The organism is Croceitalea marina, from assembly GCF_042684265.1.
GTDB lineage: Bacteria > Bacteroidota > Bacteroidia > Flavobacteriales > Flavobacteriaceae > Croceitalea > Croceitalea marina.
This window is the reverse complement of record NZ_JBHULB010000006.1, coordinates 169,746-195,102: the sequence shown is the minus strand read 5'-3', so window position 1 is coordinate 195,102 and position 25,357 is coordinate 169,746. Positions and strand designations below refer to the sequence as shown.

General features: G+C 36.6%; 26 protein-coding genes. 17 read left to right on the top strand and 9 right to left on the bottom strand.

The features are described 5' to 3' along the window. Positions 1 to 59 precede the first annotated feature (59 nt). The 3 genes from ACFSQJ_RS02945 to crcB all read right to left on the bottom strand — a co-directional run bounded on the left by ACFSQJ_RS02945 (position 60) and on the right by crcB (position 2,301). Complete coding sequence (locus ACFSQJ_RS02945) at positions 60 to 1,316, bottom strand: ammonium transporter (RefSeq protein ID WP_377765404.1); 1,257 nt, start codon at positions 1,314 to 1,316, stop codon at positions 60 to 62. A 24-nt stretch (positions 1,317 to 1,340) separates the two neighbouring features. Then, a complete protein-coding gene (locus tag ACFSQJ_RS02940; RefSeq protein WP_377765402.1) occupies positions 1,341 to 1,679 on the bottom strand; it encodes a P-II family nitrogen regulator in 339 nt (112 codons plus the stop codon). A gap of 253 nt (positions 1,680 to 1,932) precedes the next feature. Continuing rightward, entirely contained in the window at positions 1,933 to 2,301 is a 369-nt protein-coding gene (gene crcB / locus ACFSQJ_RS02935; RefSeq protein WP_377765400.1) for a fluoride efflux transporter CrcB, read from the bottom strand. Between the two features lie 625 nt (positions 2,302 to 2,926). On the opposite strand from crcB, the gene ACFSQJ_RS02930 reads away from it, so the two are divergent. After that, positions 2,927 to 3,313 (top strand): pyrophosphohydrolase domain-containing protein, encoded by a 387-nt coding sequence (locus ACFSQJ_RS02930; protein ID WP_377765399.1) that lies wholly within the window; start codon positions 2,927 to 2,929, stop codon positions 3,311 to 3,313. A 26-nt stretch (positions 3,314 to 3,339) separates the two neighbouring features. Here the strand turns inward: ACFSQJ_RS02930 and ACFSQJ_RS02925 are convergent, their stop codons facing one another. After that, positions 3,340 to 4,392: a branched-chain amino acid aminotransferase gene (locus ACFSQJ_RS02925; RefSeq protein WP_377765397.1), complete on the bottom strand. Its 1,053-nt coding sequence runs from the start codon at positions 4,390 to 4,392 to the stop codon at positions 3,340 to 3,342. 123 nt (positions 4,393 to 4,515) lie between these two features. Between ACFSQJ_RS02925 and ACFSQJ_RS02920 the strand changes: the two genes are divergently transcribed. The 10 genes from ACFSQJ_RS02920 (at position 4,516) to ACFSQJ_RS02875 (ending at position 14,011) form a co-directional block, all read left to right on the top strand. Next, on the top strand, positions 4,516 to 4,998 hold the full coding sequence (locus ACFSQJ_RS02920; protein WP_377765395.1) for a DUF4920 domain-containing protein: 483 nt from the start codon (positions 4,516 to 4,518) through the stop codon (positions 4,996 to 4,998). A gap of 1 nt (position 4,999) precedes the next feature. Next, positions 5,000 to 5,659 carry a tRNA (5-methylaminomethyl-2-thiouridine)(34)-methyltransferase MnmD gene (mnmD, locus tag ACFSQJ_RS02915; RefSeq protein ID WP_377765394.1) on the top strand — a complete coding sequence of 220 codons (660 nt, stop codon included), beginning with the start codon at positions 5,000 to 5,002 and terminating at the stop codon, positions 5,657 to 5,659. Between the two features lie 138 nt (positions 5,660 to 5,797). Beyond that, the gene (locus ACFSQJ_RS02910; protein ID WP_377765392.1) at positions 5,798 to 6,757 is read left to right on the top strand and encodes a TIGR01777 family oxidoreductase; all 960 of its coding nucleotides are present in this window, start codon (positions 5,798 to 5,800) and stop codon (positions 6,755 to 6,757) included. A gap of 132 nt (positions 6,758 to 6,889) precedes the next feature. Next, the gene (locus ACFSQJ_RS02905) at positions 6,890 to 7,453 is read left to right on the top strand and encodes a nucleotide exchange factor GrpE (RefSeq protein ID WP_377765390.1); all 564 of its coding nucleotides are present in this window, start codon (positions 6,890 to 6,892) and stop codon (positions 7,451 to 7,453) included. 9 nt (positions 7,454 to 7,462) lie between these two features. After that, on the top strand, positions 7,463 to 8,572 hold the full coding sequence (gene dnaJ, locus ACFSQJ_RS02900) for a molecular chaperone DnaJ (protein ID WP_377765388.1): 1,110 nt from the start codon (positions 7,463 to 7,465) through the stop codon (positions 8,570 to 8,572). 218 nt (positions 8,573 to 8,790) lie between these two features. Continuing rightward, positions 8,791 to 9,723, top strand: a complete 933-nt coding sequence (locus ACFSQJ_RS02895; protein WP_377765387.1) for an ABC transporter ATP-binding protein — start codon at positions 8,791 to 8,793, stop codon at positions 9,721 to 9,723. Next, positions 9,720 to 11,051 carry an ABC transporter permease gene (locus ACFSQJ_RS02890; RefSeq protein ID WP_377765386.1) on the top strand — a complete coding sequence of 444 codons (1,332 nt, stop codon included), beginning with the start codon at positions 9,720 to 9,722 and terminating at the stop codon, positions 11,049 to 11,051. Before ACFSQJ_RS02895 ends, ACFSQJ_RS02890 begins: the two co-directional genes overlap by 4 nt. Before the next feature lie 3 nt (positions 11,052 to 11,054). Next, complete coding sequence (locus ACFSQJ_RS02885; RefSeq protein ID WP_377765385.1) at positions 11,055 to 11,960, top strand: mechanosensitive ion channel family protein; 906 nt, start codon at positions 11,055 to 11,057, stop codon at positions 11,958 to 11,960. Then, positions 11,953 to 12,837 (top strand): DUF6268 family outer membrane beta-barrel protein, encoded by an 885-nt coding sequence (locus ACFSQJ_RS02880; RefSeq protein WP_377765384.1) that lies wholly within the window; start codon positions 11,953 to 11,955, stop codon positions 12,835 to 12,837. Before ACFSQJ_RS02885 ends, ACFSQJ_RS02880 begins: the two co-directional genes overlap by 8 nt. A gap of 10 nt (positions 12,838 to 12,847) precedes the next feature. Further along, complete coding sequence (locus ACFSQJ_RS02875; protein ID WP_377765382.1) at positions 12,848 to 14,011, top strand: sigma-54-dependent transcriptional regulator; 1,164 nt, start codon at positions 12,848 to 12,850, stop codon at positions 14,009 to 14,011. On the opposite strand, the gene ACFSQJ_RS02870 is transcribed toward ACFSQJ_RS02875, so the two are convergent. Next, complete coding sequence (locus tag ACFSQJ_RS02870) at positions 14,012 to 14,722, bottom strand: hypothetical protein (RefSeq protein ID WP_377765381.1); 711 nt, start codon at positions 14,720 to 14,722, stop codon at positions 14,012 to 14,014. It lies immediately after the preceding gene. A 166-nt stretch (positions 14,723 to 14,888) separates the two neighbouring features. Between ACFSQJ_RS02870 and ACFSQJ_RS02865 the strand changes: the two genes are divergently transcribed. From ACFSQJ_RS02865 to ACFSQJ_RS02855, 3 genes are all read left to right on the top strand, one after another. Continuing rightward, a complete protein-coding gene (locus ACFSQJ_RS02865) occupies positions 14,889 to 15,773 on the top strand; it encodes a PPK2 family polyphosphate kinase (RefSeq protein WP_377765379.1) in 885 nt (294 codons plus the stop codon). Beyond that, complete coding sequence (locus tag ACFSQJ_RS02860; protein WP_377765378.1) at positions 15,770 to 17,167, top strand: M20/M25/M40 family metallo-hydrolase; 1,398 nt, start codon at positions 15,770 to 15,772, stop codon at positions 17,165 to 17,167. Before ACFSQJ_RS02865 ends, ACFSQJ_RS02860 begins: the two co-directional genes overlap by 4 nt. A gap of 186 nt (positions 17,168 to 17,353) precedes the next feature. Beyond that, positions 17,354 to 18,286: a peptidylprolyl isomerase gene (locus ACFSQJ_RS02855; protein WP_377765793.1), complete on the top strand. Its 933-nt coding sequence runs from the start codon at positions 17,354 to 17,356 to the stop codon at positions 18,284 to 18,286. Between the two features lie 445 nt (positions 18,287 to 18,731). Here the strand turns inward: ACFSQJ_RS02855 and ACFSQJ_RS02850 are convergent, their stop codons facing one another. After that, the gene (locus ACFSQJ_RS02850; protein WP_275648494.1) at positions 18,732 to 18,926 is read right to left on the bottom strand and encodes a cold-shock protein; all 195 of its coding nucleotides are present in this window, start codon (positions 18,924 to 18,926) and stop codon (positions 18,732 to 18,734) included. Positions 18,927 to 19,060: 134 nt separating this feature from the next. Between ACFSQJ_RS02850 and ACFSQJ_RS02845 the strand changes: the two genes are divergently transcribed. Continuing rightward, positions 19,061 to 19,603 carry a YfiT family bacillithiol transferase gene (locus ACFSQJ_RS02845; RefSeq protein ID WP_377765376.1) on the top strand — a complete coding sequence of 181 codons (543 nt, stop codon included), beginning with the start codon at positions 19,061 to 19,063 and terminating at the stop codon, positions 19,601 to 19,603. On the opposite strand, the gene ACFSQJ_RS02840 is transcribed toward ACFSQJ_RS02845, so the two are convergent. Next, positions 19,604 to 20,125 carry a GNAT family N-acetyltransferase gene (locus tag ACFSQJ_RS02840; RefSeq protein WP_377765374.1) on the bottom strand — a complete coding sequence of 174 codons (522 nt, stop codon included), beginning with the start codon at positions 20,123 to 20,125 and terminating at the stop codon, positions 19,604 to 19,606. Beyond that, positions 20,116 to 20,670 (bottom strand): thioredoxin family protein, encoded by a 555-nt coding sequence (locus tag ACFSQJ_RS02835; RefSeq protein ID WP_377765372.1) that lies wholly within the window; start codon positions 20,668 to 20,670, stop codon positions 20,116 to 20,118. The genes ACFSQJ_RS02840 and ACFSQJ_RS02835 overlap by 10 nt, the downstream gene beginning before the upstream one ends. A 186-nt stretch (positions 20,671 to 20,856) precedes the next feature. Here ACFSQJ_RS02835 and ACFSQJ_RS02830 point away from each other — a divergent pair, with 186 nt between their 5' ends. Together ACFSQJ_RS02830 and ACFSQJ_RS02825 are read left to right on the top strand one after the other, a co-directional pair. Beyond that, positions 20,857 to 21,774, top strand: a complete 918-nt coding sequence (locus ACFSQJ_RS02830) for a bile acid:sodium symporter family protein (RefSeq protein ID WP_377765370.1) — start codon at positions 20,857 to 20,859, stop codon at positions 21,772 to 21,774. After that, positions 21,771 to 22,832 (top strand): 1-acyl-sn-glycerol-3-phosphate acyltransferase, encoded by a 1,062-nt coding sequence (locus ACFSQJ_RS02825; protein ID WP_377765369.1) that lies wholly within the window; start codon positions 21,771 to 21,773, stop codon positions 22,830 to 22,832. Before ACFSQJ_RS02830 ends, ACFSQJ_RS02825 begins: the two co-directional genes overlap by 4 nt. Here the strand turns inward: ACFSQJ_RS02825 and ACFSQJ_RS02820 are convergent. Then, positions 22,807 to 25,332, bottom strand: a complete 2,526-nt coding sequence (locus ACFSQJ_RS02820) for a M14 family zinc carboxypeptidase (protein WP_377765367.1) — start codon at positions 25,330 to 25,332, stop codon at positions 22,807 to 22,809. The genes ACFSQJ_RS02825 and ACFSQJ_RS02820 overlap by 26 nt on opposite strands. Positions 25,333 to 25,357: the final 25 nt, after the last annotated feature.

Below are 25,357 nucleotides of genomic sequence, written 5' to 3'. Positions count from 1 at the left end.
TTTGTTGAAAAGGTTATTAACGGAGCACTCTGCCAAGTGCTCCGTTTCCTTTTTTAGGTTTAGTGCTCGTTTGTTCTAAAGTCAGGATAAGCATCCATACCATGTTCATGAATATCCAAACCTTCTAGTTCTTCTTTTTCTGATACTCGTAAGCCTGCCACTTTTTTGATTATGAATAGAATGATGAAGGCAGAAAGGCAACAAAATGTTCCTGCTGCGCCAACTCCCGCCAGCTGAACCAAGAACTGGTCGAAACCAGCCATAGCTCCAAAAATCCCCACGGCTAAAGTTCCCCATATTCCACATATCAAGTGAACTGCAACTGCACCTACTGGGTCATCAAGTTTTAACTTATCAATTAATGCCACACCTAATACAATGATTACCCCGGCAATAAGCCCGATAATGACTGCTTCGTTTGGTGACATTTGGTCCGCACCTGCTGTAATACCGACTAGACCACCTAAAATACCATTTAAGAACATGGTCAAATCATAGTTTTTATAAAGTACAGTTGAGGTTAAAAATGCTGCAACACCACCGGCTGCGGCTGCTAAACAAGTGGTTACTAATACTAAAGAAGTAGCTGCCGGATCGGCTGATAAAACTGAGCCTCCGTTAAAACCAAACCATCCTAACCATAGAATTAACACACCTGCTGCTGCCAATGGTAAATTATGACCTGGTATTGCCTTTGGTTTTCCATCTTCTCCAAACTTTCCAACTCTAGCCCCTAATAAATAAATTGCAATTAAAGCTGCCCATCCACCAACGGAGTGAACTAATGTTGAGCCTGCAAAGTCATAAAAGCCTTCTGCTTCTCCATAAGCAAGTGAAGAAAGAAATCCTCCACCCCATTGCCATGAACCTACAATAGGATACACTAGGCCTACATAAATAATAGTGAAAATCATAAAGCCACCAAGCTTTACGCGTTCAGCAACAGCTCCAGAAACTATTGTTGCTGCAGTGGCTGCAAACATCCCTTGAAATAGGAAGTCCGTCCACCACGTGTAACCTCCATCTGCATATTCTGGGGTCATGCCATTTTCTGGTGCCGCAATACCGAAACCGGCAAATTTGAAAAAACCAGTTGCCCCCTCTTCAAAACCAGGGTACATTAAGTTAAAGCCTCCGATATAATAAAGTAAAAGTCCAACGGTAATGATAAAAACATTTTTAAATAAAATGTTTACCGTATTTTTTTGTCGTGTTAGTCCGATTTCCAAAAAAGAAAATCCTAGATGCATGAAGAATACCAGTGCGGTACAAACCATCATCCATACGTTGTTTGCTGTAAATAATCCTGCTTCCATATTAAAAATGTTCGTTGGTTAGTTTTAGTTGATTCCTGCGTGACCGCTTTCTTTGGTTCTAATTCTGTACGCTTCACTGATTTCAGAGACAAATATTTTTCCATCTCCTACATTACCTGTCATTGCAGATTCTAATAGTGTGTTTACGGTTCTTTCTAGAAATTCGTCAGATACCACTATTGAAAGATATCTTCTTTGAATATCTGTAGTGCTGTATGAAATACCACGATATACATGACCTTGTTTTTCATTGCCTACTCCGGTTACATCCCAATAACTGAAGAAGTTCACCTCGATTTCATGAAGTGCTTTTTTCACCTCATCAAACTTTGATTTTCGAATAATTGCCTCGACTTTTTTCATAATTGATTTTGTTAGTTAACTGTCCAAATATATATTAATACTTAAATAAAGGTTAATTTAATAAGGGTCTGATATGTATTTTTACGACAAAAAAATATATACCCCTATTTTTTTAGGGGTATCTCAAATTAAATACGAAAAAAATATATTATTGTTGATTCTACTAAAAAGTTTAGTAAACGCGTGACCAGATAATCGGTTTAATAAACTCGATTAGGTAATTAAGTATTTGAACGATAGAGGTAAAAAGTATTTAAGACTTGGTAAGCCATAGCCCAAGTGCGACAGCCATAATACCTATGGCGATGCTTAAAAGAGTATAAACTGAAAAATGAAGTAGTTCTCCAGATTTTAATAAAGAGTGTTTTTCAAATGCAAATGCTGAAAATGTTGTAAAGCCCCCGCAAAAACCGGTAGCTAGAAGAAGCGTATGATTTTCAGATAGAAAATTGGTTTTCGCTGAAAAACCAAGTATGAGACCTATTAGTAGGCAACCTAGTATATTAACCAAGAAAGTACCTAAAAAGAAATTTTGAAAAGTTGGGTTTAAGGCTTTTGCTATTAAGAACCTTAGTGCGCTACCTAAACCACCACCTATAAATACAAATAAGACTTGCTTCATTTACTTGTCCTTAATTCATGCAAAGGAGAGGAATAAAAACCGTAGTGACAGTCTTTTTAAAATAACGACTCGACCAGCATATTAATTATCCTTATAAAGATATAAATTAAACAGCTTTTTTGTAGGAGGTTTTCGAGTATTGTTCAGGATAAAGTTTAGGAACAGCGTTCTGAGAAATCTTATGAATGTTCTTTTTACTGTTTCCAGACACGCCTTTTAAACTAAACACAAGTAGCAAAATATTAATGCCAAGCAGTACAAGAAGAATGCTAAAAAATGTAATCATGGGTCTTCGTTAATTTTGCACTACAAAAGTACGTGTTTTCTTATATTGTAAGCTCAAGAGCCCAATTATGTTGTGAAAGTCGAAATTTTTGTGGTGTAAGTAATTTTCTTGTTAATTTTTAAGGAAGTATTTAATTAAAAAGAGAAATATTAAGAAAAATACAAACGAAAACACCACCCAAACCACACCTTTGTAATTCTTTAAATGTATTTTTTTGTCTTTTTTATAAGAAAAGATGATAAGGGATATAAAAGATATCGCGAAAAATACTGCAAAAATCAATTGTCCGGTGCTGAACATAAAACATTTATTTTAGCGCAAATTTAATTGATTTAAACAATGAAAGATAAAATAGCTGCAGTAGAAAAATTTCACAGTGCATTCGGACTTGGTATTAAGCATGAACCGACCGCAGATTTGGGCAAAGCAAAAAACTTATTGCGTTTTAATTTGATGGATGAAGAGAATAAGGAATATCATGAGGCCGCCCAGAATAATGATTTGGTCGAAGTTGCAGATGCTTTAGGCGACATGTTGTATATACTTTGCGGAACAATCTTAGAGCATGGTATGCAATATAAAATTGAAGAAGTTTTTGAAGAGATTCAGAGGAGCAATATGAGCAAGTTGGGTGCAGATGGAAAACCCATTTATCGTGAAGATGGTAAAGTACTTAAGGGACCCAATTACTTTAAACCGAATATTGAAGCTATCTTAAAAAAATAAAAAAAGCGCCATCGGCGCTTTTTTTATTAGATAACCCTATAGCGCCATCCAAACTTGTCTTCGGCCCTGTTATATTGTATGTCCGTAATACGCTTTTTCAATTGCATGGCATAGCTGTTCTCCAACTCAGGTAGGTCATAATCCGTGCCTTGATGTCCAAAACCAGAAATTGGAGAAACCACGGCTGCCGTACCAGCACCGAACATTTCTTTTAACTCCCCTGATTTTGCTGCCGCAACCACTTCTGCAACACTTATTTTTCGAACCTCGGCTTTAATACCTTCATCTGCAGCTATATCTAAAATACTTTTTCGCGTAATTCCGTCAAGTATACGATCACTGGTCGGCCCTGTAATAAGAGTATCGTTTATTCTTACGAAAATATTCATTGCTCCGGCTTCTTCGATATATTCATGTGTGTTGTCATCTGTCCAGATAACTTGTTGATATCCTTTGGCTTTAGCTAATTGGGTAGGGTAAAATTGACCTGCATAATTACCTCCTGCTTTTGCAAAACCAACACCACCGTTCGCTGAGCGAGAATATTTCTCTTCAATAAGTACTCTTACTTTTCCAGAAAAATAAGCTCCAGAGGGGGCGGTAGCGATTATAAATTTATACTCATCGGCAGGTGAAGCGTGAAAACCATTGCCCGATGCGAACATAAAAGGCCTTATATACAACGAGCTTCCATCGTTTTCAGGAATCCAGTTTTTATCTACCTGTAAAAGGGAAGTTAGCCCCTCCATAAAATATTCTTCCGGCAATTCGGGTATCGCCATACGTTTTGCAGAAATATTAAGGCGTTTTTGATTTTCTAATGGTCTAAAAAGCCAAACACCTCCATCTTTATCCTTATAGGCTTTCATGCCTTCGAAAATGGATTGTCCATAATGAAAGATTTTTGAAGATGGATCCAAAGTTATGGGTTGGTAGGGAACAATTTTCGGTGTTTCCCAAGCGCCATTTTTATAGGTGCACTCAAGCATGTGATCAGAAAAGACACTTCCAAACGCCAAGTTGTCAAAATCAACTTCATTGATTTTTGAAGACGTTACTTTTTCTACTGCTATATTCATTAGTTGAGCATTCATTTTAAAAGGTATTATAAAAGTTAAAATTAGCTATTTATCATAAGTTTTTACCTTTTTCTTAATTTTAAATCCGTTGTTTTGTTAACGTGTAACTAATTTTTAAGTACAATGAAAAGATTTAACATTTTTACTATCATTTTAATGGTTTGTTTCATGTTTGCAGGTGCTTATGCTCAAGACAATGCATCCTCCAAAAATTATGGAGCATTCGGAGCAAATTTTGAAGAGGTCGAAGGCGCTGAAGATAATTCTATAGTATATCAAAATATTCAAGCAAAAGATACCATTACCACACAACTTATTGGTTCAATAAAGGAAGTTTGCCAAGCCAAAGGATGTTGGATGAAAGTTAACTTAGCAGGAAATAAAGAAGTTTTCGTAAAATTTAAGGACTATGGTTTTTTTGTGCCCTTAGATGCTTCTGGCAACAAGGTTGTCATGAATGGAAAGGCTTTTGTAGAAGAGGTATCCGTAGACGAGCAAAGACACTATGCTGAAGACAAAGGAGCAACTAAAGATGAAATAGAAAAAATCACAAAACCAAAGAAAACGCTACGTTTTGAAGCTGACGGGGTACTAATTAAAAAGTGATTTGGAGCGTAAAATTATTACTACCGGTGACGGTTCTAAGACCATTCAAATAACAGATTGGAATGAGCAGTACCATTCGATTCATGGAGCCGTTCAAGAAGCCTATCATGTTTTTATTAAAAATGGTCTTGACCAATTTAAAAATGATGAAATCGCATTGCTCGAAGTTGGATTTGGGACCGGACTTAATGCGTTGATAACCCTTTCGGAAGCGACAAAAAGGGGTTTAAAAATTCAATATGAAGGTGTAGAGGCTTTTCCTGTAAGTATGGAAGAAGTAGAAGCCTTGAACTATATTGAGACACTTAATCTTTTATCCTTTAAAGAGCATTTTTTTCTAATGCACCAATCAGCATGGGGCAAGCGGCAAAAAATAACACCCGACTTCTTACTTTTTAAAAGTCAATCGGATTTTCAAGAAATAGCGTATCAAAATTTGTTCAACCTTATTTATTTTGATGCTTTTGGTTATCGGGTGCAACCAGAATTATGGTCAGAGGCTATATTTGAAAAAATGTTCAGGGCTTTAAAACCAGGGGGTATTTTGGTTACCTATTCCGCTAAAGGCAGTGTCCGCAGAGCAATGCAAGCGGTCGGTTTTAATGTAGAGCGTTTACCTGGCCCACCAGGAAAGCGAGAAATGTTGAGAGCGACAAAATAAATGGTTTTCATAAAGTCTTCTTAAGAGCTATTAGTATTTTTTAGATAAATTAACCTAAGCCTTAAACAATACTGTTAAACCTTTTTTAAGTATTCTTCATCAGCCCTTGAATCATATACATTTGTAAAAAAGGATAGCATGAAGGTACTGATTACAGGCGCGACTGGTTTGGTAGGAAAAGCGATTGTAAGAGAATTGAATGATAACGGAATTCAGGTAAATTACTTGACCACTTCGAAGGCAAAACTTGTAGCAAAAGAAAATTATAATGGATATTATTGGAATCCTGTAAAAAATGAGATTGATTTAGATTGCTTTGAAGGTGTTACTTCCATTATTAATTTAGCAGGAGCAAGCATATCAAAACGTTGGACGACTTCATACAAGTCCAAGGTTTTAGATAGTCGTATCGATAGTTTACGAACCTTAAAAGAAGGTATCGAAAAATCTGGCTCAGACACAATTACCTCTTTAGTGTCCGCTTCGGCAATAGGTATTTATCCAAATTCCCTCTCTTCTTTTTATATCGAAGAAGAGCAACAGGTCGACGAGAGCTTTTTGGGTGATGTCGTAAAAGCTTGGGAAGAAGAAATAGATACGTTTAAAAATTTTGGTTTTAACGTCGCAAAAATTAGAATTGGCCTCGTTTTGTCTAATGAAGGCGGAGCACTGCCGCGGATGGCAAGACCAATAAAAAATTATGTTGGTGCAGCATTTGGTTCTGGTGAACAATGGCAATCATGGATCCATGTAGATGATTTGGCAAGAATGTTCGTTTTTGCAATAGCGCATAATCTTAAAGGTATTTACAATGGGGTAGCACCGAACCCTGTGACCAATACCAAAATGACTAAAGAATTGGCTAAAGTGTTGGAAAAACCTTTATTTCTGCCAAACATCCCTGAATTTGCGATGAAAACAATTCTTGGGGAAATGTCATATTTGCTTTTCGCTAGCCAACGCGTTAGTAGTAAGCGAATTGAAACAAAAGGCTTTAAATTTAATTTTAAATCTGTTTGTGACGCTTTAAAAGAAATTTACGGGAAACAAGCCGCAAAAGAAGAAACGATGTCTTCTTTTTCCAAAGAATACGTTTAGCGAGAACTTTTTTCGAAACAAAACAAAATCCGCCATAGGGCGGATTTTTTTATAAATAGTGATGACATTTTGACATTTTGAGTCAATTGGCAGTACTTTTGCCATCTTTGAAATGATATAAATTTTAATCACATGAGTAAAAAAAGTAAGGTTCAAGAAATGGATGAAGAAATGGAAAACTCACAATCCGTTAATGAAACTGAACTTAACGAAGAGGTAGGGCAAGAACAGCAAGAAGAAGAGGTTTCCGTAGAAGAACAACTTCGTGAAGACCTTGCCAAAGAGAAGGATAAGTTTTTGCGTCTTTTTGCGGAATTTGAAAATTTCAAGAAAAGAACCTCTAAAGAGCGAATGGATTTGTTTAAAACAGCAGGACAAGATGTAATAGTTTCACTTCTTCCTGTTATGGATGACTTCGATAGAGCTTTAAAAGAAATTTCTAAATCTGAAGACAAAGAATTGTTCAAAGGGGTTGATTTGATAAATAACAAATTCCGAGAAACCTTAAAGAATAAAGGCTTGGAGGAGATGGAGGTAAGTCAAGGAGATGCGTTTGATGCTGAGATGCACGACGCGGTAACTCAAATTCCTGCCCCTGAAAAGAAATTAAAGGGCAAAATTATAGACGTTATTGAAAAAGGCTTTAAGCTTGGTGATAGAATTATTCGACACCCAAAAGTTGTAGTAGGTAACTAAGACCAATTTATGAAGGAAGATTTTTACGAAATATTAGGTGTTTCCAAAAGCGCCTCGGCGGCCGAGATAAAAAAAGCTTACCGTAAGAAGGCCGTTGAGTATCATCCTGATAAAAACCCTGGTGATGCTGCTGCTGAAGAGATGTTCAAAAAAGCGGCCGAGGCTTATGAAGTTTTAGGCGACCCAGACAAACGTGCAAAGTATGATCAATTTGGCCATCAGGCATTTGAAGGTGGCGGCTTTGGTGGCGGTGGCATGAATATGGATGACATATTCAGTCAGTTTGGCGATATCTTTGGCAGTGCTTTCGGTGGCGGTGGTTTTGGTGGTTTTGGTGGCGGCGGTCAAAGGCGAGTAAAAGGAAGTAATCTTCGTATTCGTGTTAAACTTACCTTAGAAGAAATAGTAAATGGAGTAGAGAAGAAGGTAAAAGTTCGAAGAAAAGTACAAGCGGACGGAGTAACCTATAAAACATGTTCTACTTGTAATGGTAATGGGCAAGTAACCAAAATAACCAATACTATTTTAGGTAGAATGCAAACTGCTGCAACTTGTAGCACTTGTGGCGGAGCAGGCCAAATGATAGACCAAAGACCTAGTGGGGCGGATGCTCAAGGTTTAAAGGTAGTTGAAGAAACCGTATCCATAAAAATTCCTGCAGGTGTTGAAGAAGGTATGCAGCTTAAAGTTTCAGGAAAAGGTAATGGGGCTCCTGGTAACGGAATTTCGGGAGATTTATTAGTAGCCATTGAGACCGAGGAGCATTCTACATTGAAAAGAGAAGGTGATAATTTGCATTACGACCTATATATTAGTTTTTCGGAAGCGGTATTGGGCAATTCAAAAGAGATTGATGCTATTGGAGGTAAAGTGCGTATCAAATTAGAGCCAGGTATTCAATCGGGTAAGATTCTCAGACTAAGAGGTAAAGGGGTTTCCAGTATTAATGGATATGGTTCAGGTGATCTTTTGGTTCATGTTAATGTTTGGACTCCGAAGGAATTAAATCGTGAACAAAAAGAATTTTTCGAGAAAATGCAAAACGACGAAAATTTCGTACCTAAACCAGAGAAATCTGATAAGTCTTTCTTTGAGAAAGTAAAAGATATGTTCTCCTAATCAAATAAAATTTTAGAATTAAATAAAAAACGTATATTTGGAATTGATACTGTTTTACAGTATCTAATTTTCTTTTTCATAGCAATTTTTTTCCCATCCTTGATTTGTTTTAAGGGTGGGTTTTGTTTTTAGGGCAATTTCAATTAAGAAATGTGCCTTTTTAATAAAGTTGGCAATAGAACCTTTTCGATATCTTTACCACTAATAAAAATAACTGAATGAGCCATATACTTGTTGCCGAGGGGGTTTCTAAAAAATTTGGAACACACACCGCACTAAGCAACATTTCCCTTGAAATTCCTGAAAATTGTATCTACGGTTTGCTCGGACCTAATGGAGCTGGTAAGACTACTTTAATTCGTATCATTAATCAAATCTCGTTTCCTGATACCGGAAAAGTATTTTTTGATGGTGAACTTTTAGCACCTCACCATATTGCGGCTATAGGTTATTTACCAGAAGAAAGAGGTCTGTATAAAAGTATGAAAGTAGGGGAGCAGGCGCTCTATTTGGCACAATTAAAAGGGCTTTCTAAAACGGAAGCAAAAAAACGCTTAAAATTTTGGTTTGAGAAATTCGAAATAGGAGATTGGTGGAACAAGAAAATACAAGAGCTATCAAAGGGAATGGCCCAGAAAATACAGTTTATTGTTACCGTATTGCACGAACCGAAACTGCTTATTTTTGATGAACCCTTTAGCGGGTTTGACCCGATTAATGCCAATAAGATAAAAGATGAGATTCTGTCGTTAAAAGAAAAAGGAACTTCCATTATTTTTTCAACCCATCGAATGGAATCTGTTGAAGAATTATGCGAATATATTACACTGCTTCATGAATCTGAAAAATTATTGGACGGGAAACTTTCAGATATAAAAAAGGCCTACAAGAACAATGTGTTTAAGATAGGTTTGCAGACTGAAGAAAATACTGAAAGCCTGTTACAGGATTTAAATGAGGCCTTTGAAATTACGCATTCAGAATTCAACACCGAAGAAAAACAGTTTGATTTTACCGTAAAATTACCTTCAGATGATACCTCGATCATCCTTAAGAAATTAGCGGCTTTGGGAAACATTAATCATTTTAATGAAACGATACCTTCGGCAAACGATATTTTTATACAAACCGTTAATTCTAAGAACGCATGAGCAAGCTTAAATTGATAATAAAGCGGGAGTATTTAGCGAAAGTTCGAAACAAGTCTTTTGTTATTATGACATTTTTGAGTCCTATTTTAATGGTAGGCATGATAGTTTTGATTGCATTCTTGACCAAGGTGAACGACAGTGAGAAAAGAACAATAGCGGTATTAAATGAGAGTGATTACTTTTCAAATGAATTTAATGCATCGGCATCTGTTTCTTATATAAAGTATAAAGATTTAGACCTTGAAACTGCCAAAGATTCTACCCTTTCAATGGGCTTATATGGACTGCTTTATATTCCTAAAGAAGAGAGTCTAGAGAAAGTATCTAACGGTGCCTTTTTATATACTAAGGATAACCCGGTAAGTTATATTTTGGAAAGGTTGGAACGGGTTTTTGAAAATCGCTTAAGGCAAGACAGGTTGCAAAAAATAGGGGTTTCCTCAGAAGATTTTGCAAGTATAGAAAAGAATTTTGATATACGAACGGCAACTTTTAAAGGCGAAGAAAACGTAAAAGGACTAAATATGATGAAAGCTTTTGTTGGTGGGGCATTTGGTTACCTGATTATGATGTTTATCATTATTTATGGGGGCTTTGTAATGCGAAGTGTAATCGAAGAAAAAACAAGCCGAATAATCGAGGTGATTATTTCTTCGGTTAAACCGTTTCAATTGATGTTAGGTAAGATTATTGGTACCTCGTTGGCTGGATTAACGCAATTTGCTATCTGGATTTTCTCAGCTTCATTATTGCTCATTGTTGCTTTGTTGGTACTCGATATCGATTTGGGTGTTATGGCTTCAAACCCTGCGTTAACCTCTAACCCTATGATGAATATGCCAACTCCGCAAGAAAATGAAATGGAGTTTTGGGCAAAAGAATTCTTCAATCTACCATTATTGTTATTATTGGTGTCTTTTATTATTTATTTTATACTAGGCTATTTAATTTATAGTTCTATTTATGCTGCTATTGGTGCCGCGGTGGATAATGAAACGGATACCCAACAATTTATATTTCCAATAATTTTACCTTTGATGTTGGCAATTTATGTAGGTTTCTTTTCGGTTTTTAGTAATCCTCATGGACCAATAGCCGTTGGTTTTTCTCTTTTTCCACTGACCTCACCTATTGTGATGCTAATGCGATTGCCTGGCGGAATAGGCGAAGGTGGTGTGCCTTTATGGCAATTAGTAACAAGTATTGTACTTTTAATTATTACCTTTTTGGGTATCGTTTGGCTTGCCGCCAAAATATATCGAGTAGGTATATTAATGTATGGTAAAAAACCTACCTATCGTGAATTATTTAAATGGTTAAAATACTAGCACATGCTTCAAGATGAAGAAAATGGTATAGAAGAAATCATCAAAGAAGATATCTGGGGCTCTATTGAAGAGTTTTTGGGTTTGGGTTTTCACTACGGTGAAGGTGAAAATTCAATTCATATTACCGTTGGGCTTTTACTTCTGCTAACGGTGACCATGATAATGACAGGTTTTGTCTTAAAATGGCTCCGCAAATTATTTACCCGTAAAATGGAAAGTGACGATAAGTTGAAATTTATCAGCATTTTCAAGTTTATTAAATATGTAGTTTATGTCGTTGTTATTTTATTAACAATGAGTGCTGCGGGTATTAATGTAACGGTTATTCTGACCGCTTCCGCTGCACTATTTGTGGGTCTGGGTCTTGCCTTACAAGAGTTGTTTCAAGATATTATCGGTGGTATATTCATAATAATAGATAAATCGCTTAGAGTTGGTGATATTGTGGAGGTAAATGGTAAAGTCGGAAAGGTATTTGAGATTAAGTTACGAACAACAAGGGCCATTACGAGAGACGACAAGGTTATTATCATACCTAATCATCACTTTATAAGTGATATTATTTATAACTATACGCAGAACCATAAAAGTACTCGTGAAAAGGTTAGTGTCGGTGTTGCCTACGGAAGTGATGTTGAATTGGTGACCAACTTGTTGTTAGAAGCCGTAGGTGAACAAAAAGGGGCTTTAAAAAATCCGAAACCGTTTGTGCTGTTTGATGATTTTGGAGATTCTGCATTACTTTTTTCGGTAAATTTTTTTATTAATGATAGTTTTAGTGACCCAAGAATAAAAAGTGAAATACGTTATCGTATAGATACAAAGTTTAGGGCCAATAATATTAGTATTCCATTCCCGCAGCGTGACGTTCACATTATTCAACAACAGCTTAATAAGGATAATGTATAATACCGGCGTTACTAGTATTGGAGTTCTAATTTTACTGTTTTTTGCTGGTATTTTTTGTCATGCCCAGAGCACCGATCTATTGCGGATAGAAACAACCCACGTTCCAGAAAACAATAGCGGAATCGAAACAACGAGATATCGATTTCTGGTAAATGTTCCTATTAAATTGAAGAATGATAAGTATTTGGTGACCGGTGCGGAATACAACCGTTTTGACTTTGAAACTTCGGTGCAATTTCCTTTTGAGACCAGAGAACTTAACCGCCTATATGTAATAGACTTAAATCTTGGTTATATTACAAAATGGAATGATAACTGGCGTTTAATAGGTATTGTAACACCCCGTTTGGCTTCAAATTTTACAGGAGAAATTTTGGCCGAGGATATGCGGTTGAATTTAACGGCTACTTTACTAAAGGATGTTAAGGACATTGAAAAACCTTTTCGTTTAGCTTTAGGTCTGGCGTACAATAGTAATGCAGGGCTGCCTTTTCCTTTGCCTCTGGTAATTTACTATAAAAGGTTTCATCCAAATTGGTCATATACCCTTGGTATTCCTAGAATGAACTTTAAATATCACCCTTCAAAAAAACATACCTTACAAACGGCATTATTATTGGATGGCTACTATATAAATATTCAAAACGATATTGTGCTGCCAGACGCTGAACTAGGTAGCAATATTTCGCTATCCGCATTAGTAGGGGCTTTTGGATATCAATATCATATAACTAAGTACATTTCGCTCTACGGCCTATTTGGCTATACCTTGACACAGAACGGGGTCTTGCGAGACGATTGGCGTAACGAAGTTTTTCTCTTGAACAATCAGGGAAATATGTACTTTAGGGGAGGTTTTAAAATTGGAATTTTTTAAATAAAAAAGAATGTCAAAAATACTGGTAATAGAGGACGAGGCGGCGATTAGAAGAGTTTTGGTGAAAATATTAAGTGAAGAAAGTGATTCGTACAATGTGCAAGAGGCAGAAGACGGACTTAAGGGTATCGAAACCATTAAAAAGGAAGATTTTGACCTAGTACTTTGCGATATTAAAATGCCAAAAATGGATGGGGTCGAAGTTCTTGAGGCCGCTAGAAAGCTAAAGCCTGAAATTCCCTTTATTATGATATCCGGTCACGGCGATTTAGACACCGCAGTAAACACGATGCGTTTAGGAGCTTTTGACTATATCTCAAAACCACCGGATTTGAATCGTTTACTGACCACAGTGCGTAATGCGCTCGACAGAAAAGAATTGGTTGTTGAAAATAAGATTCTCAAGAAAAAGGTCAGCAAAAATTATGAGATGATTGGTGAGAGCAAAGAAATCGGTGTCATTAAAGATATGATCGAAAAAGTTGCCCCTACCGATGCACGTGTTCTTATAACGGGTTCTAACGGTACAGGTAAAGAATTGGTAGCCCATTGGATCCATGAAAAAAGCCAACGTTCTTCTGCCCCTTTTATCGAAGTTAATTGTGCTGCAATTCCTTCAGAACTTATTGAAAGTGAGCTTTTCGGGCACGTTAAAGGGGCGTTTACTTCGGCTGTGAAAGATAGGGCAGGAAAGTTTGAGGCCGCGAATAAGGGCACTATATTTTTAGATGAAATAGGAGACATGAGCCTTTCTGCCCAAGCTAAAGTTTTGAGAGCTTTACAAGAAAGTAAAATTTCTCGTGTAGGTACCGATAAGGATATTAAGGTAGATGTACGGGTAGTAGCTGCTACAAATAAAGACCTAAAAAAGGAAATTGAAGAAGGTAATTTTAGAGAAGACCTTTATCATCGTTTGGCGGTTATTTTAATAAAGGTTCCCTCTTTAAATGACCGAAGAGATGATATACCAATGCTAATTTCGCACTTTTCAAAAAAGATTGCCACGGAACAGGGCACGGCACCAAAAGACTTTTCTAAAAAAGCTGTCGAATTGCTAAAAACCTACGATTGGACCGGTAATGTACGAGAGCTACGTAACGTAATAGAACGTTTAATAATATTAGGAGGAAAAGAAGTTACTGAAGATGATGTAAAGCTATTTGCGAGCAAATAGTTATTTACAATCTTTTAGTTTGGTAAGTGCGTTTGCCGTTACTTCTTTAATTCGTTTATGAAAATGTCTTTTACCCGGTGAAACATTTTCATCTATTGATTTTTTTGAAGAGGTTTCATGGGTTTCTTGTACATAATTTAAAGCAGTAGCACAGTCATTTGAAGCAATCATATTCTCTAAAGACTTTTGAAATTTAGCTACTCCGTTTTCTATTTTATCAGAAAGTGTTCGTCCTTCCAACTCCATAATATCGTTGACAATCACTTTAGACTGTTTGGTGTTCATGGTTAAAAATCCCTCACCATAAGTGCTTTTGCTGTTTTTTTTATACTTGGTTAAGGCGTCAATACTAAGTGCTGTGTTTTTAAGCGCTATCTCAACAAAAGTCTTGGCGTCATAAATAGAAGGCGACTTTGTTGCATTTTTTAGATTCAGTTTTGTACGATCTATACTTTCGATGGCAGTGTCACAACCACAGTCTTTAAAGCTGTTTTTGGCTCTTTCGATTCCTGTTAAAGCTTTGTAAGCGTGGTATTTTACCATTTTAAACTCATCAGCTTCGTAAGCAAGTAAAGCTTGGTCTTTAATGTAGATAGAGTTATTGTTGGCAAACTCACAAGCGTTGTAGCTAGTGAAAGAGGTTATCGGTAATAGGCCAAATATACCGAGTAGGGCGGTAATAAGAAGTATATGGCTTCTGTAGGTTTTCATTATAATTAATTTGGGATTCTAAAGATATGGTACCACTAAAAGATTATAAAAATCTATCGGTAGAAAGCCCGAATTCTCTGCGTTCTGCACGCTTAAAACAAAAATATCGTTAAACAGTAGTGTTTTTACGAGAACTGAATTTTGAAATTTATGTATCTTACCTCTTATGAATGAATTAAAAGAAAAAAGCTTTCGCATAGAAGGGCAAGTGAAGCTTTCAGAAATTGATACTTTACAAGATTTAGGGCGCTCTGATAAAGAACTGAAGAAAGAACTAGAAGATGTAAGAGAAGCATTGGGTAAATTTCAAGACACTCTTTATGCTCACGGTAAATATGGTGTTTTGGTCTGTTTACAGGGTATGGATACTTCTGGGAAAGATAGTCTAATACGCGAAGTATTTAAAGATTTCAATGTTAGAGGCGTAGTAGTCCATAGTTTTAAAGTGCCTACAGAACTTGAGCTAAAACATGATTATTTGTGGCGACATTATATTGCGTTACCGGCAAGGGGCAAATTCAGTGTATTTAACCGTACGCACTATGAGAACGTTTTGGTTACAAAGGTCCATCCAGAATATATTTTAGGTGAAAACATTCCGGGTATCAATAATGTATCAGATATTGATGAGAATTTTTGGGATAATAGATACCGCCAAATCAATGATTTTGAAAAGCATATTTCCGAAAATGGTACATTGATTTTTAAGTTCTTTCTACATCTTTCAAAAGAAGAACAGCGACAGCGTTTGCTAAGAAGATTGGAGCTAAAAGAAAAAAATTGGAAATTTTCCCCTGGTGATTTAAAAGAGCGCAAGCTTTGGGACTTATATCAAGAGTGTTATGAAGAGGCTATAAATAAAACCTCAAAACCGCATGCCCCTTGGTACATTATTCCTGCAGATAATAAGAAAGCAGCGCGTTTGACCGTAGCTTCTATCCTTTTGGAAGCGTTAAAAAAATACAAAGATATTGAGGAGCCCGAGTTAGACGAAAAAATAAAGGCTAACTTGGAGAACTTCAAAGAAGAATTGGAAAAAGAAAACAAATGAGAATTCTAGTATTACTTATTGTATTGTGTATTTCGGGCTCGACAATTGGGCAGTCTGATGATGAAAAACAGCTAAAAGCGATATATGATAAGGCTTTAACCGATGGCAAGGCGTATGAATGGTTAAATTACCTATCGAATCAAATAGGTGGGCGTTTGTCAGGCTCCGTAGAAGCACAACAGGCTGTAGAATATACAAAAAGGCAGATGGATTCTCTTGGGTTGGATAGGGTTTGGCTACAACCGGTTATGGTGCCAAAGTGGACCAGGGGAACTCCCGAATTTGCCTATATAGAAACTAAGCCAGGTTTAACTACCAATGTGCCCATTTGTGCACTTGGTGGTTCTGTTGCGACACCAGATGGCGGATTAAAGGGAAATGTAATTGAAGTTCAGGGTATTGAAGATTTAGAAACCCTAGGGGCAGAAAAAATAAAAGGGAAAATAATCTTCTTTAATCGCCCCATGGATCCCACGAAAATAAGCACTTTTGAAGCGTATTCAGGTTGTGTAGATCAGCGTTACTCAGGCGCTGAAGCTGCAGGAAAATATGGTGCTGCCGGGGTAATTGTCAGGTCTATGAATTTGCGCTTAGACGATTATCCACATACCGGTTCTATGGGTTATGGCGAAACATCAATTGCAAATAGAATACCTGCAGCCGCAATTAGTACCAAGGGTGCAGAATTACTTAGTACGACGTTAAAGTTGAATCCTGATGTGAAATTTTACTTCAAACAGAATTGTAGACAATATGCCGATGTAGAATCGTATAATGTTATAGGTGAAATACGGGGTTCGGTATATCCTAACGAGGTTATGGTCGTTGGTGGCCATTTAGATTCTTGGGATTTAGGTGACGGTTCTCATGATGATGGTGCGGGGGTGGTACAGAGTATGGATGTACTTCGTTTAATCAAAGCAAGTGGGTATAAACCAAAAAGAACCATACGTGCGGTTCTTTTTATGAACGAAGAAAATGGTCTACGAGGAGGAAATAAATATGCTGAAGTGGCCAAAAGCAAAAAAGAAAATCATGTATTCGCCCTTGAGAGTGATGCTGGCGGATTTACGCCTCGTGGCTTTTCTTTTGATTGTTCAGATGAAGATTTTAAACAGATTTTGGGTTGGAAGAGTCTTTTCGAGCCCTATTTGATTCATATGTTCGTTAAAGGGGGAAGCGGTGCCGATATAGGGCCTTTAAAAGATGAAGGATTAGTACTTGCAGGATTAAGACCCGATTCACAACGTTATTTTGACCATCATCATGCTGAGAACGATACTTTTGAACACGTTAACAAAAGAGAATTAGAACTGGGTGCTGCAACTATGGCCAGCTTGGTGTATTTGGTCGACAAGTACGGTTTTCAACAGCAAAAGAAGGTGAAAGGGTGATTTTGGCTAGATTTTATTGAGTCTTATCTTTTTTCTGACAGGGATATCACTATATTTTTATGGTAGATTTCTAAACAACGCTCAGGTATTCTCATTTTTCAAAATTTCTGTAGAAAAGCTTTTGTCCAAGAAATTTTCATAAAGTCTAAAAACCCCTACCTTTGCCGCTCAATAAAAATGAGTACGATGCAAGACGGTATTTACGCAAAATTTAATACTACAAAAGGCGAGATTTTAGTAAAATTAACCCACGATAAAACCCCAGGAACAGTAGGTAACTTTGTTGCCCTTGCCGAGGGAGATATGGAAAATAAGGCCAAGCCACAGGGTAAACCTTATTACGACGGTCTAAAATTTCATAGGGTAATTCCAGATTTCATGATACAAGGAGGGTGCCCGCAAGGAACCGGAACTGGAAGCCCAGGATATCAATTCGATGATGAGTTTCATCCTGAACTGAATCACTCTGAGCCAGGAGTTTTATCTATGGCAAATGCTGGCCCAGGTACAAATGGAAGTCAATTTTTTATCACTCATGTGCCAACACCTTGGTTAGACAATAAGCACACGGTTTTTGGCCATGTTGAACACGGACAAGAAATTGTAGATACTATAGCTCAAGGAGATACGATAGATAGTTTAGAAATTGTTAGGTCTGGAGTTGAGGCAGAAAATTGGAATGCAATTGAAGCTTTCCGCACTTTTGAAGGCTCTCGCGCAAAAAGAATTGCAGAAGAAAAAGCTAAAGCCGAAGCTGCCATGGAGAAGCTGGCTGCCGGTTTTGATAAAACCGAATCTGGATTGCGTTATAAAATGATTCAAACTGGTTCTGGTGCCAAAGCCGAAAAGGGGAAGACCGTGTCGGTTCATTATGAAGGTAGTTTGCCAAACGGGCAGGTTTTTGATTCTTCTTTTAAAAGAAATCAACCAATAGATTTTCAACTTGGCGTAGGGCAGGTAATATCTGGTTGGGATGAAGGGATTGCATTATTGAAAGTAGGTGATAAGGCCCGCTTTGTAATTCCGTCGCATTTAGGTTATGGTAGTTCCGGTGCGGGGGGAGTGATACCACCAGATGCAACTTTAATATTTGATGTTGAATTGATGGATGTCAAATAGTAGAGCGTAAAAGACTTTAAAAAAGAAAAGCTTCCTATTTCAGGAGGCTTTTTTATTTTGCACTATTAAGACTGACCAATAATAAAAAAATATTGATGATCAGTAAAAAAAGTAGAATCGTAAAGAATGTGTTCATAAGGATATCGGTTATTTTTTACAAAAAATGACGCTTTCACGTATAACAACTTAACGCAGAAAAACCCTACTTATTTTTTAGATTTACTAATACTCGCAAATAACATAAAAATATTAATGGCAAGCAGTATAGAAAGTATTCCAAAAAAGGTAATCATGGTTATCTTCATTTAAAGTCTGGGAAACTTATATTGTTTAACAATAAGAGGCAATATTTTGTATTGGTTGCGTAAAAAGTTAAACAAAATGAAAATAAAAAACCCCGGCCGTTTGGCGGGGGTTTATACTATAAAAAAGTGTGCTGTTTACCTTAATCTATAACTTGTACATTTACGGCGTTCAATCCTTTTTTACCTTGTTGTAGTTCGAATTCTACAACATCACCTTCACGAATCTCATCGATTAAGCCTGAAATGTGTACAAAGTGATCTGTGTTTGAACCGTCTTCAGTGATAAAACCATAACCTTTAGAATCATTGAAGAATTTTACTGTTCCTTTACTCATAATAAATATTAAAAAAAATTAATTGAGGTGCAAAAATACAATTAATTTGTTGGTAATGAGGAATTTTATTTTAATTCTTTGTAAGTTTTCTATTAAATAAAGTGAAAGTCTAACTAGAAATTGTAGTTTAAAATATGGAAAAAGATACCTTGGAGCACTTAAAATACCCCATTGGTAAATACGAGATACCAAAGCCGATAACTACCGAACATTTAAATGATTGGATTGCAATTCTGGAACACTTGCCCGCTAAATTGGAGGCATTGGTAAAGGGCCTTTCGGAAGAACAATTAGAGATTCCTTATAGACCAGAAGGTTGGACTGTTAGACAGGTAGTTCATCATATTTCAGATAGTCATCATCATAGCTATATCCGTTTCAAATGGGCACTGACTGAAGATAACCCAATAATAAAACCCTACTTCGAAAAAGAATGGTCCAACTTGTTCGATGCTAAAACTGCACCTATTCAAATGTCTTTAAATCATTTAAGTGCTGTACATGCTAAGCTAGTGTATTTGTTAAAAGGCCTTTCGGTCGAAGACTTGCAGAGAAAATTCACGCATCCTGAAGGTAACCAAGAAACTACGCTAGCCGAAAATGTAGGTCGCTATGCCTGGCACGGAAGCCATCATTTTGCACATATCAAAAATCTCATAGAAAGAAATGTTTGGTAGCTAAAGTTTTTTAACCATTAGCCACATTTCTTTTTCTTCGTCAAGAACATGGGGTAAATGAATAAAAGCTTCTTTGAGTACATCAAAGCCATGATTTTTATAAAAGTTTAAAGGCCTACCTTTCTTCATGGCATACAACCAAAGAACTTTCTTTTGGTATTTCTTACCTAAATCATAAACGAATTCCAATGTTTTACTACCTATACCCATCCCCGAATATGATTTGAGCAAGTAGATTTTATTAAGTAAAAGATTCCGTTTAGGGATGTTCTTTTCTTGCTCTACGTCAAAAGTAAGATTTAAAATGCCCACATTGCTAGTGCCTGCTTTTATCAAATAAAATAGCTGTTTAGGGTCTTTCAGTGCCTTTAAAATAGGTTCTTTCTTAAGATATGCATCAATAAATGGAGTTGGATCGTTATTCTGCCATAGGTGGAGGTAGTGCTCTTTGTATGATTGTTTACCAACAGCTATATAATCATTAATATTTTCCTTTGTAACAGCATCAATGGTTACTTCCATTTTATATTGCAGCCTATACTTGGTTTTTGATTTTCATCAATTGCTTTATTATTTAAAAGACTATCCAGTGCATTACGCAGGTCGTTGCCGGTTAAGGGTATTCCGTTTCCTGGTCTAGAATCGTCCAGTTGACCGCGGTATGCTAGATTTAAATCAGAATCGAACAAATAGAAGTCTGGAGTGCAAGCTGCATTATAAGCCTTGGCAGTCTCTTGACTTGCATCATATAAGTAAGGAAATGGGTATCCTTCCTGCTTTGCCACCTTAGTCATTAAATCCGGAGCATCTTGAGGATAATTTTCCACATCATTGCTTGAAATCGCAATAAAACTGATTCCTTTTTTTTGGTAAGCATTTCCTAACCGTACTATCTCTGGATTCACATGTATGACAAAAGGGCAATGGTTACAGATAAACATTACTACGGTACCTTTTTCGCCTTTTAATTGTTGTAAACCTAAAACAGTGTCGCTAACAGTGTCAAAAAGCTCAAAATCAGGTGCTTTAGTCCCTAGGGCCAGCATATTGCTCGGTGTTCTCGCCATTATTTTCTCAGTTATTTATTTTCAATGCAAAGTTAATTCTTATCGATTGAACCGCGGGTAATTAAATTTCACCTTGAGTTAGTTCCTTAATAGGAATGCGGTTACAGACCTTATTAGCGAATATCTTATCTTAGATGTTATTGCATTCTATTTTAATATGCCTAACCGACCAAAAATGACTATTATTTGGAGCAAATCATAGATAACGTTCATATAAAATTTGACCCTAGCACGCTTTGGACCTTGAATATGGCTTTAGCCCTAGTGATGTTCGGAATTGCCTTAGAAATCTCAGTAAAGGATTTTAAAGAACTATTTAAAAAACCGAAAGTCGTAATTACAGGCGTATTTAGTCAGTTTTTAGTGCTGCCTTTTGTGACCTTTTTATTGATTTGGCTATTGCGACCACTGCCTAGTATTGCATTGGGGATGTTTATGGTCGCTGCTTGCCCAGGAGGCAATATTTCTAATTTTATTACGCATCTTGCTAAGGGTAATACTGCCCTTTCTGTTACCTTGACCGCTATAGCAACCTTGTTAGCCATAGTGATGACGCCGCTCAACCTTCAATTTTGGGGTTCACTTTATGAACCTACCGGAATTCTCTTGAAAGAAGTTGCTATTTCTTCAATAGAAATGATAAAACTGGTAGCATTACTGCTAGGTCTTCCATTAGTTTTAGGTATGTTGGTCAACTATTTAAAACCTCGGTTGGCCATTAAATTGGCCAAGGTTTTTAAGATAGTATCGCTACTGTTTTTTGTAACATTGATTTTTTTGGCGCTCTATAAAAACAGGGATATTTTTTTAGAATATGTGTTCTATGTTTTTTGGATTGTAATACTTCACAACCTACTTGCTTTCTTAACTGGGTTTTCACTGGCTACAGCTATGGGTTTTTCTAAAGAGAATGTAAAGAGTATTACTATTGAAACAGGTATTCAAAATTCTGGATTGGGATTGTTGTTGATCTTCACTTTTTTTGATGGATTAGGTGGAATGGCCCTATTGACCGCTTTTTGGGGTATATGGCATTTAGTATCAGGTTTGGTGTTGGCAAGTGTGTGGGGTTATAAACCAATTAAAAAAGAAGAATTAGTTTGAGGCAAATCGGGTATTATTTTTTTAAATATTGGATCTCATTAGGTCTCTTTTTTTATTTTAAGAAAATAAGGATTACTGGTTTGGATGATATGCCATCTAATAAACCGACACTCCTTCTTTCCAATCATCAGAACGCTTTGTTAGATGTATTGCTAATTGCTGCAAAAAGTAATCTTAAACCTTGGTATTTAACACGTTCAGATGTTTTTAAGAATAAGCTTTTTAGTCCTCTGTTTTATTTTTTACAGATGTTACCTATTTACCGGATGCGGGATGGGAAGGATACTTTAGCAAAAAATGAGGCTATCTTCAATCGTTGTGGAGATTTATTGGCAGATAGACAAACATTGCTCATTTTTCCTGAAGCAAACCACAATTTAAAACGTCGGGTAAGGCCTTTAAGTAAGGGTTTTACCCGAATAATATTTAAAGCCTTGGAAAAAAATCCGGAGTTGGATATAAATTTAGTTCCTGTAGGTCAAAACTATAAATCGGCAGCTAGTTTTCCCGATAGTGCGGCCCTGTGTTTTGGTAAGCCAATAGCTGTTCAAGATTTGTTAGAAGAGAACACTAACAAAACGGTTTCGCAAATTAAATTGACTGTAACCAAACAATTAAAGCAGTTAACCACTCATATTGATAGTGAAACTGGGTATGACTATATTTTAACCGCATTAAAGAATGAAGGTATAGATTTTTTAAACCCTGAATTAGCCAATAATTCGATTAAGAACTTAGATGCAAAAGGGTTTTTAAAAACAGAAGCAAAACACCAAGTTTTGAATAAAATCATGAAATGGATATTCGTTTTATTCAATTTTCCATTGGTTTTTGTTTGGCGCACTTTTGTTAAACCTAAGGTTCCAGAACCAGAATTTATGAGCACCTTTCGATTTGCATTTTCAATGATAGCTTATCCGATATGCTATTTATTTTTTCTGGTAGCACTGGCGAATGTCTATTCCATAAAAAAAGCATGCCTAATTATTGTATTGCATGCTTTTTGTAACATTCTTTTCGTAAAATTCGCGCTTACATCATCGGTCCAAAGAAAATAGCGTTCATAAGCAACTTATTGGTGCCATACCAAAATGCTCTAAAGTTAGTATTATCCGTAAATAGAATTACACGTCCTCTACCCATTCGAGTTACTTTAAAGGGAACACTACTTTTAATTAATTCGGCATTCTCTTCAGAAATATAACCGCTCTGCAGCGGGCTATTGGTGTATTGAATCGGGTTGTTATAGCTATTTTTATCAGGTTTTATGTAAATGTTGGTATTTCTGAATAAGGATATTTTAGTATTCTTATAGCCATAATTTATGGGGTGTGAGCGATCTTGCGTTGCTTCAAAAATTGCGCCTCCAGTAACTTGTGCTCCCAAGAAATCTCCTTTTTGGTCGAAAGAAATATTTTTTGCAACCAAAGAGTCTTTCTTTAGTTCCATTTTCATTAATCCATTTTTCTTGTACCAGTTTGCCACATTACGGTAACCAATTACCGTACCTCCATCTTTTACCCATTCCTTAACCTTATCAGCCCCTTTTTTATCTAAGATATTACTGCCCCATCCGCTAGGGAGAATCAAATCGGTGTATTTATCCAAATCGACACTATTAAAATATTCAGTATCTATTTTGGTGATTTTCATATCATAACGCGTATCGAATAAATGCCAAATTTCACCCGCATCATAAGAACGCACGCCATCGCCTACTAGAATGGCCACTTTCTGTTTTCTAACGGGGTCGAAATCGTTACTTCCTAAGTCAATTCCCTTTGTGAGCCCTGTAGTGACACCTGTAATTTGCAGCTGATTTTCTTCAGCAATTTTACCTAAAAAACTATGAAGTTCTTTAGCGTTTAGTTTTTGATTTTGCACAGGAATCATAATGGTGCCATAATCATAATTTTTACCCTCAAGACTAAAAGGTGACTTCGCGGTTTTTGCCCGTAAGCCTTTTTCTAGAATTGCATTTAAAGCGCGCGGGGTATAATACTCATGCCATTCGAACAAATAAGCATAATTGCTATGTCGGCTAATTGAACCCGTAAGGGGTTTAAAATCTGTAATCTGATTACCAGCATTTGCTAGTGAGGTTAATTCTGCGTAATCTAGATTAAACGATAAAGGTAATGTCCAGGCAGAAACGTCATAGAAAAGACTGTCTGTAAACGTTGTTCTTTTTTCGAACATCGCGTTAATTAATCTTGGATTTTTCTGATTTAACGGCACTACATAACTCGATCCTTTTTTATATGATTTTCCCGCTATGGTAGCATCGGAAGCCAGTTCATGAAATTTAATTTTATGGCGGTTTAGAATTTCTGCTAAGTGCCAAGCTCTTGAGGCATCTTTACTATCGCCAAAAACGTATCCTTTTGTTCTATTACGAGCTGCTTCGTTCTTAATATCGCTATAAAACTTGCGTTGGTAATCCAAAATTTTAGAACGCATATTCTTTGCTGCATCGATGGTAGATAAGGCCGTAGTGAATTGATTACGTATTGTAAAAGGGAAAGTCAATATTCCGTTTTCACTTTCTTGAATGTGACCGCGAGAACTACCTTGTTCAAAAAGGATTCCAATACTTCCGTTTACATCAGGAAAAGTTGAGCCTTTTCCGTAGTAATAGTCATCATAATTCTCTTCAGAATAATACAGAGAACCTATTTTATCCAATGCTTTGGCATGATAAGTTCCTATTTCTGCCGTTAACTCTTGATTCATCTTTGGTGTAAGCGGATTTACCCTTGTTGGCTCACCTGGTTGAAAAAAGAAAGTAGAATTTGTACCCATCTCATGATGGTCCGTTAAGATGTTTGGCAGCCATTTGTGAAAAGTCTTTATTCTCGCACGACTTTCGGGTAATTGTACAGGCAACCAATCTCTATTCATATCGAACCAATAGTGGTTTGTGCGACCGCCCGGCCAAACCTCATGATATTCTCTTTCATTGCCATCAGGATTCAGGTTTTGACTTCTATTGGTATTGGCCCAATATGCAAAACGTTGCAGACCATCAGGATTAAAACTTGGGTCTAAAAGAATTACCATGTTGTCTAACATTGCATCTATTTCTGACCCTTGGGCTGCGGCTAAATAATAAGCATATGCCAATGAAGCATTGGATCCGCTAGGTTCATTGCCATGAATGGAAAACCCCTGATATACCACTATCGGCATTTCAGAAGTATTTAAATTGTTAGAGCCGCTTTCGCTCAAGGCGATATGGTCTTTACGTAGCTGCTCTAGGTTATTATGATTTTTTGCTGAAGTAACAGTGAGCAATAAAATAGGCCTTCCCTCAAAAGTTTTACCTCTGGTTTCGATGGTCATTCTATCACTAGCCTTGGCCAAAGCCTGCATATAGAAAACCAGCTTGTCATGGGTAACATGCCATTCACCAACCTCGTGACCAATAATTTCGGCGGGCTTCGGAATTGTCGAATCATAAGAAACATCTTGGGGTAAATAATAATCTAACGATACCTTGTCTTGAGCAAATAGGGCTAAAGTGGTTGTTAAAAATAAGAGCGTAAAGAATTCCTTCATGGTTGATTTTTTAATTATCTAAAAA

Excerpts from the sequence above, each read along its gene's own strand:
- ACFSQJ_RS02930 (WP_377765399.1), top strand. The coding sequence starts at position 2,927 with ATGAAAGATAAAATAGCTGCAGTAGAAAAATTTCACAGTGCATTCGGA.
- ACFSQJ_RS02920 (WP_377765395.1), top strand. The coding sequence starts at position 4,516 with ATGAAAAGATTTAACATTTTTACTATCATTTTAATGGTTTGTTTCATG.
- ACFSQJ_RS02840 (WP_377765374.1), bottom strand. The coding sequence starts at position 20,125 with ATGGAAGTAACCATTGATGCTGTTACAAAGGAAAATATTAATGATTAT.
- ACFSQJ_RS02855 (WP_377765793.1), top strand. The coding sequence starts at position 17,354 with ATGCAAGACGGTATTTACGCAAAATTTAATACTACAAAAGGCGAGATT.
- ACFSQJ_RS02850 (WP_275648494.1), bottom strand. The coding sequence starts at position 18,926 with ATGAGTAAAGGAACAGTAAAATTCTTCAATGATTCTAAAGGTTATGGT.
- ACFSQJ_RS02820 (WP_377765367.1), bottom strand. The coding sequence starts at position 25,332 with ATGAAGGAATTCTTTACGCTCTTATTTTTAACAACCACTTTAGCCCTA.
- ACFSQJ_RS02860 (WP_377765378.1), top strand. The coding sequence starts at position 15,770 with ATGAGAATTCTAGTATTACTTATTGTATTGTGTATTTCGGGCTCGACA.
- ACFSQJ_RS02875 (WP_377765382.1), top strand. The coding sequence starts at position 12,848 with ATGTCAAAAATACTGGTAATAGAGGACGAGGCGGCGATTAGAAGAGTT.
- crcB (WP_377765400.1), bottom strand. The coding sequence starts at position 2,301 with ATGAAGCAAGTCTTATTTGTATTTATAGGTGGTGGTTTAGGTAGCGCA.
- dnaJ (WP_377765388.1), top strand. The coding sequence starts at position 7,463 with ATGAAGGAAGATTTTTACGAAATATTAGGTGTTTCCAAAAGCGCCTCG.
- ACFSQJ_RS02835 (WP_377765372.1), bottom strand. The coding sequence starts at position 20,670 with ATGGCGAGAACACCGAGCAATATGCTGGCCCTAGGGACTAAAGCACCT.
- ACFSQJ_RS02905 (WP_377765390.1), top strand. The coding sequence starts at position 6,890 with ATGAGTAAAAAAAGTAAGGTTCAAGAAATGGATGAAGAAATGGAAAAC.
- ACFSQJ_RS02940 (WP_377765402.1), bottom strand. The coding sequence starts at position 1,679 with ATGAAAAAAGTCGAGGCAATTATTCGAAAATCAAAGTTTGATGAGGTG.
- ACFSQJ_RS02880 (WP_377765384.1), top strand. The coding sequence starts at position 11,953 with ATGTATAATACCGGCGTTACTAGTATTGGAGTTCTAATTTTACTGTTT.
- ACFSQJ_RS02885 (WP_377765385.1), top strand. The coding sequence starts at position 11,055 with ATGCTTCAAGATGAAGAAAATGGTATAGAAGAAATCATCAAAGAAGAT.
- ACFSQJ_RS02945 (WP_377765404.1), bottom strand. The coding sequence starts at position 1,316 with ATGGAAGCAGGATTATTTACAGCAAACAACGTATGGATGATGGTTTGT.
- ACFSQJ_RS02910 (WP_377765392.1), top strand. The coding sequence starts at position 5,798 with ATGAAGGTACTGATTACAGGCGCGACTGGTTTGGTAGGAAAAGCGATT.
- ACFSQJ_RS02890 (WP_377765386.1), top strand. The coding sequence starts at position 9,720 with ATGAGCAAGCTTAAATTGATAATAAAGCGGGAGTATTTAGCGAAAGTT.
- ACFSQJ_RS02895 (WP_377765387.1), top strand. The coding sequence starts at position 8,791 with ATGAGCCATATACTTGTTGCCGAGGGGGTTTCTAAAAAATTTGGAACA.
- ACFSQJ_RS02865 (WP_377765379.1), top strand. The coding sequence starts at position 14,889 with ATGAATGAATTAAAAGAAAAAAGCTTTCGCATAGAAGGGCAAGTGAAG.
- ACFSQJ_RS02845 (WP_377765376.1), top strand. The coding sequence starts at position 19,061 with ATGGAAAAAGATACCTTGGAGCACTTAAAATACCCCATTGGTAAATAC.
- ACFSQJ_RS02925 (WP_377765397.1), bottom strand. The coding sequence starts at position 4,392 with ATGAATATAGCAGTAGAAAAAGTAACGTCTTCAAAAATCAATGAAGTT.
- ACFSQJ_RS02870 (WP_377765381.1), bottom strand. The coding sequence starts at position 14,722 with ATGAAAACCTACAGAAGCCATATACTTCTTATTACCGCCCTACTCGGT.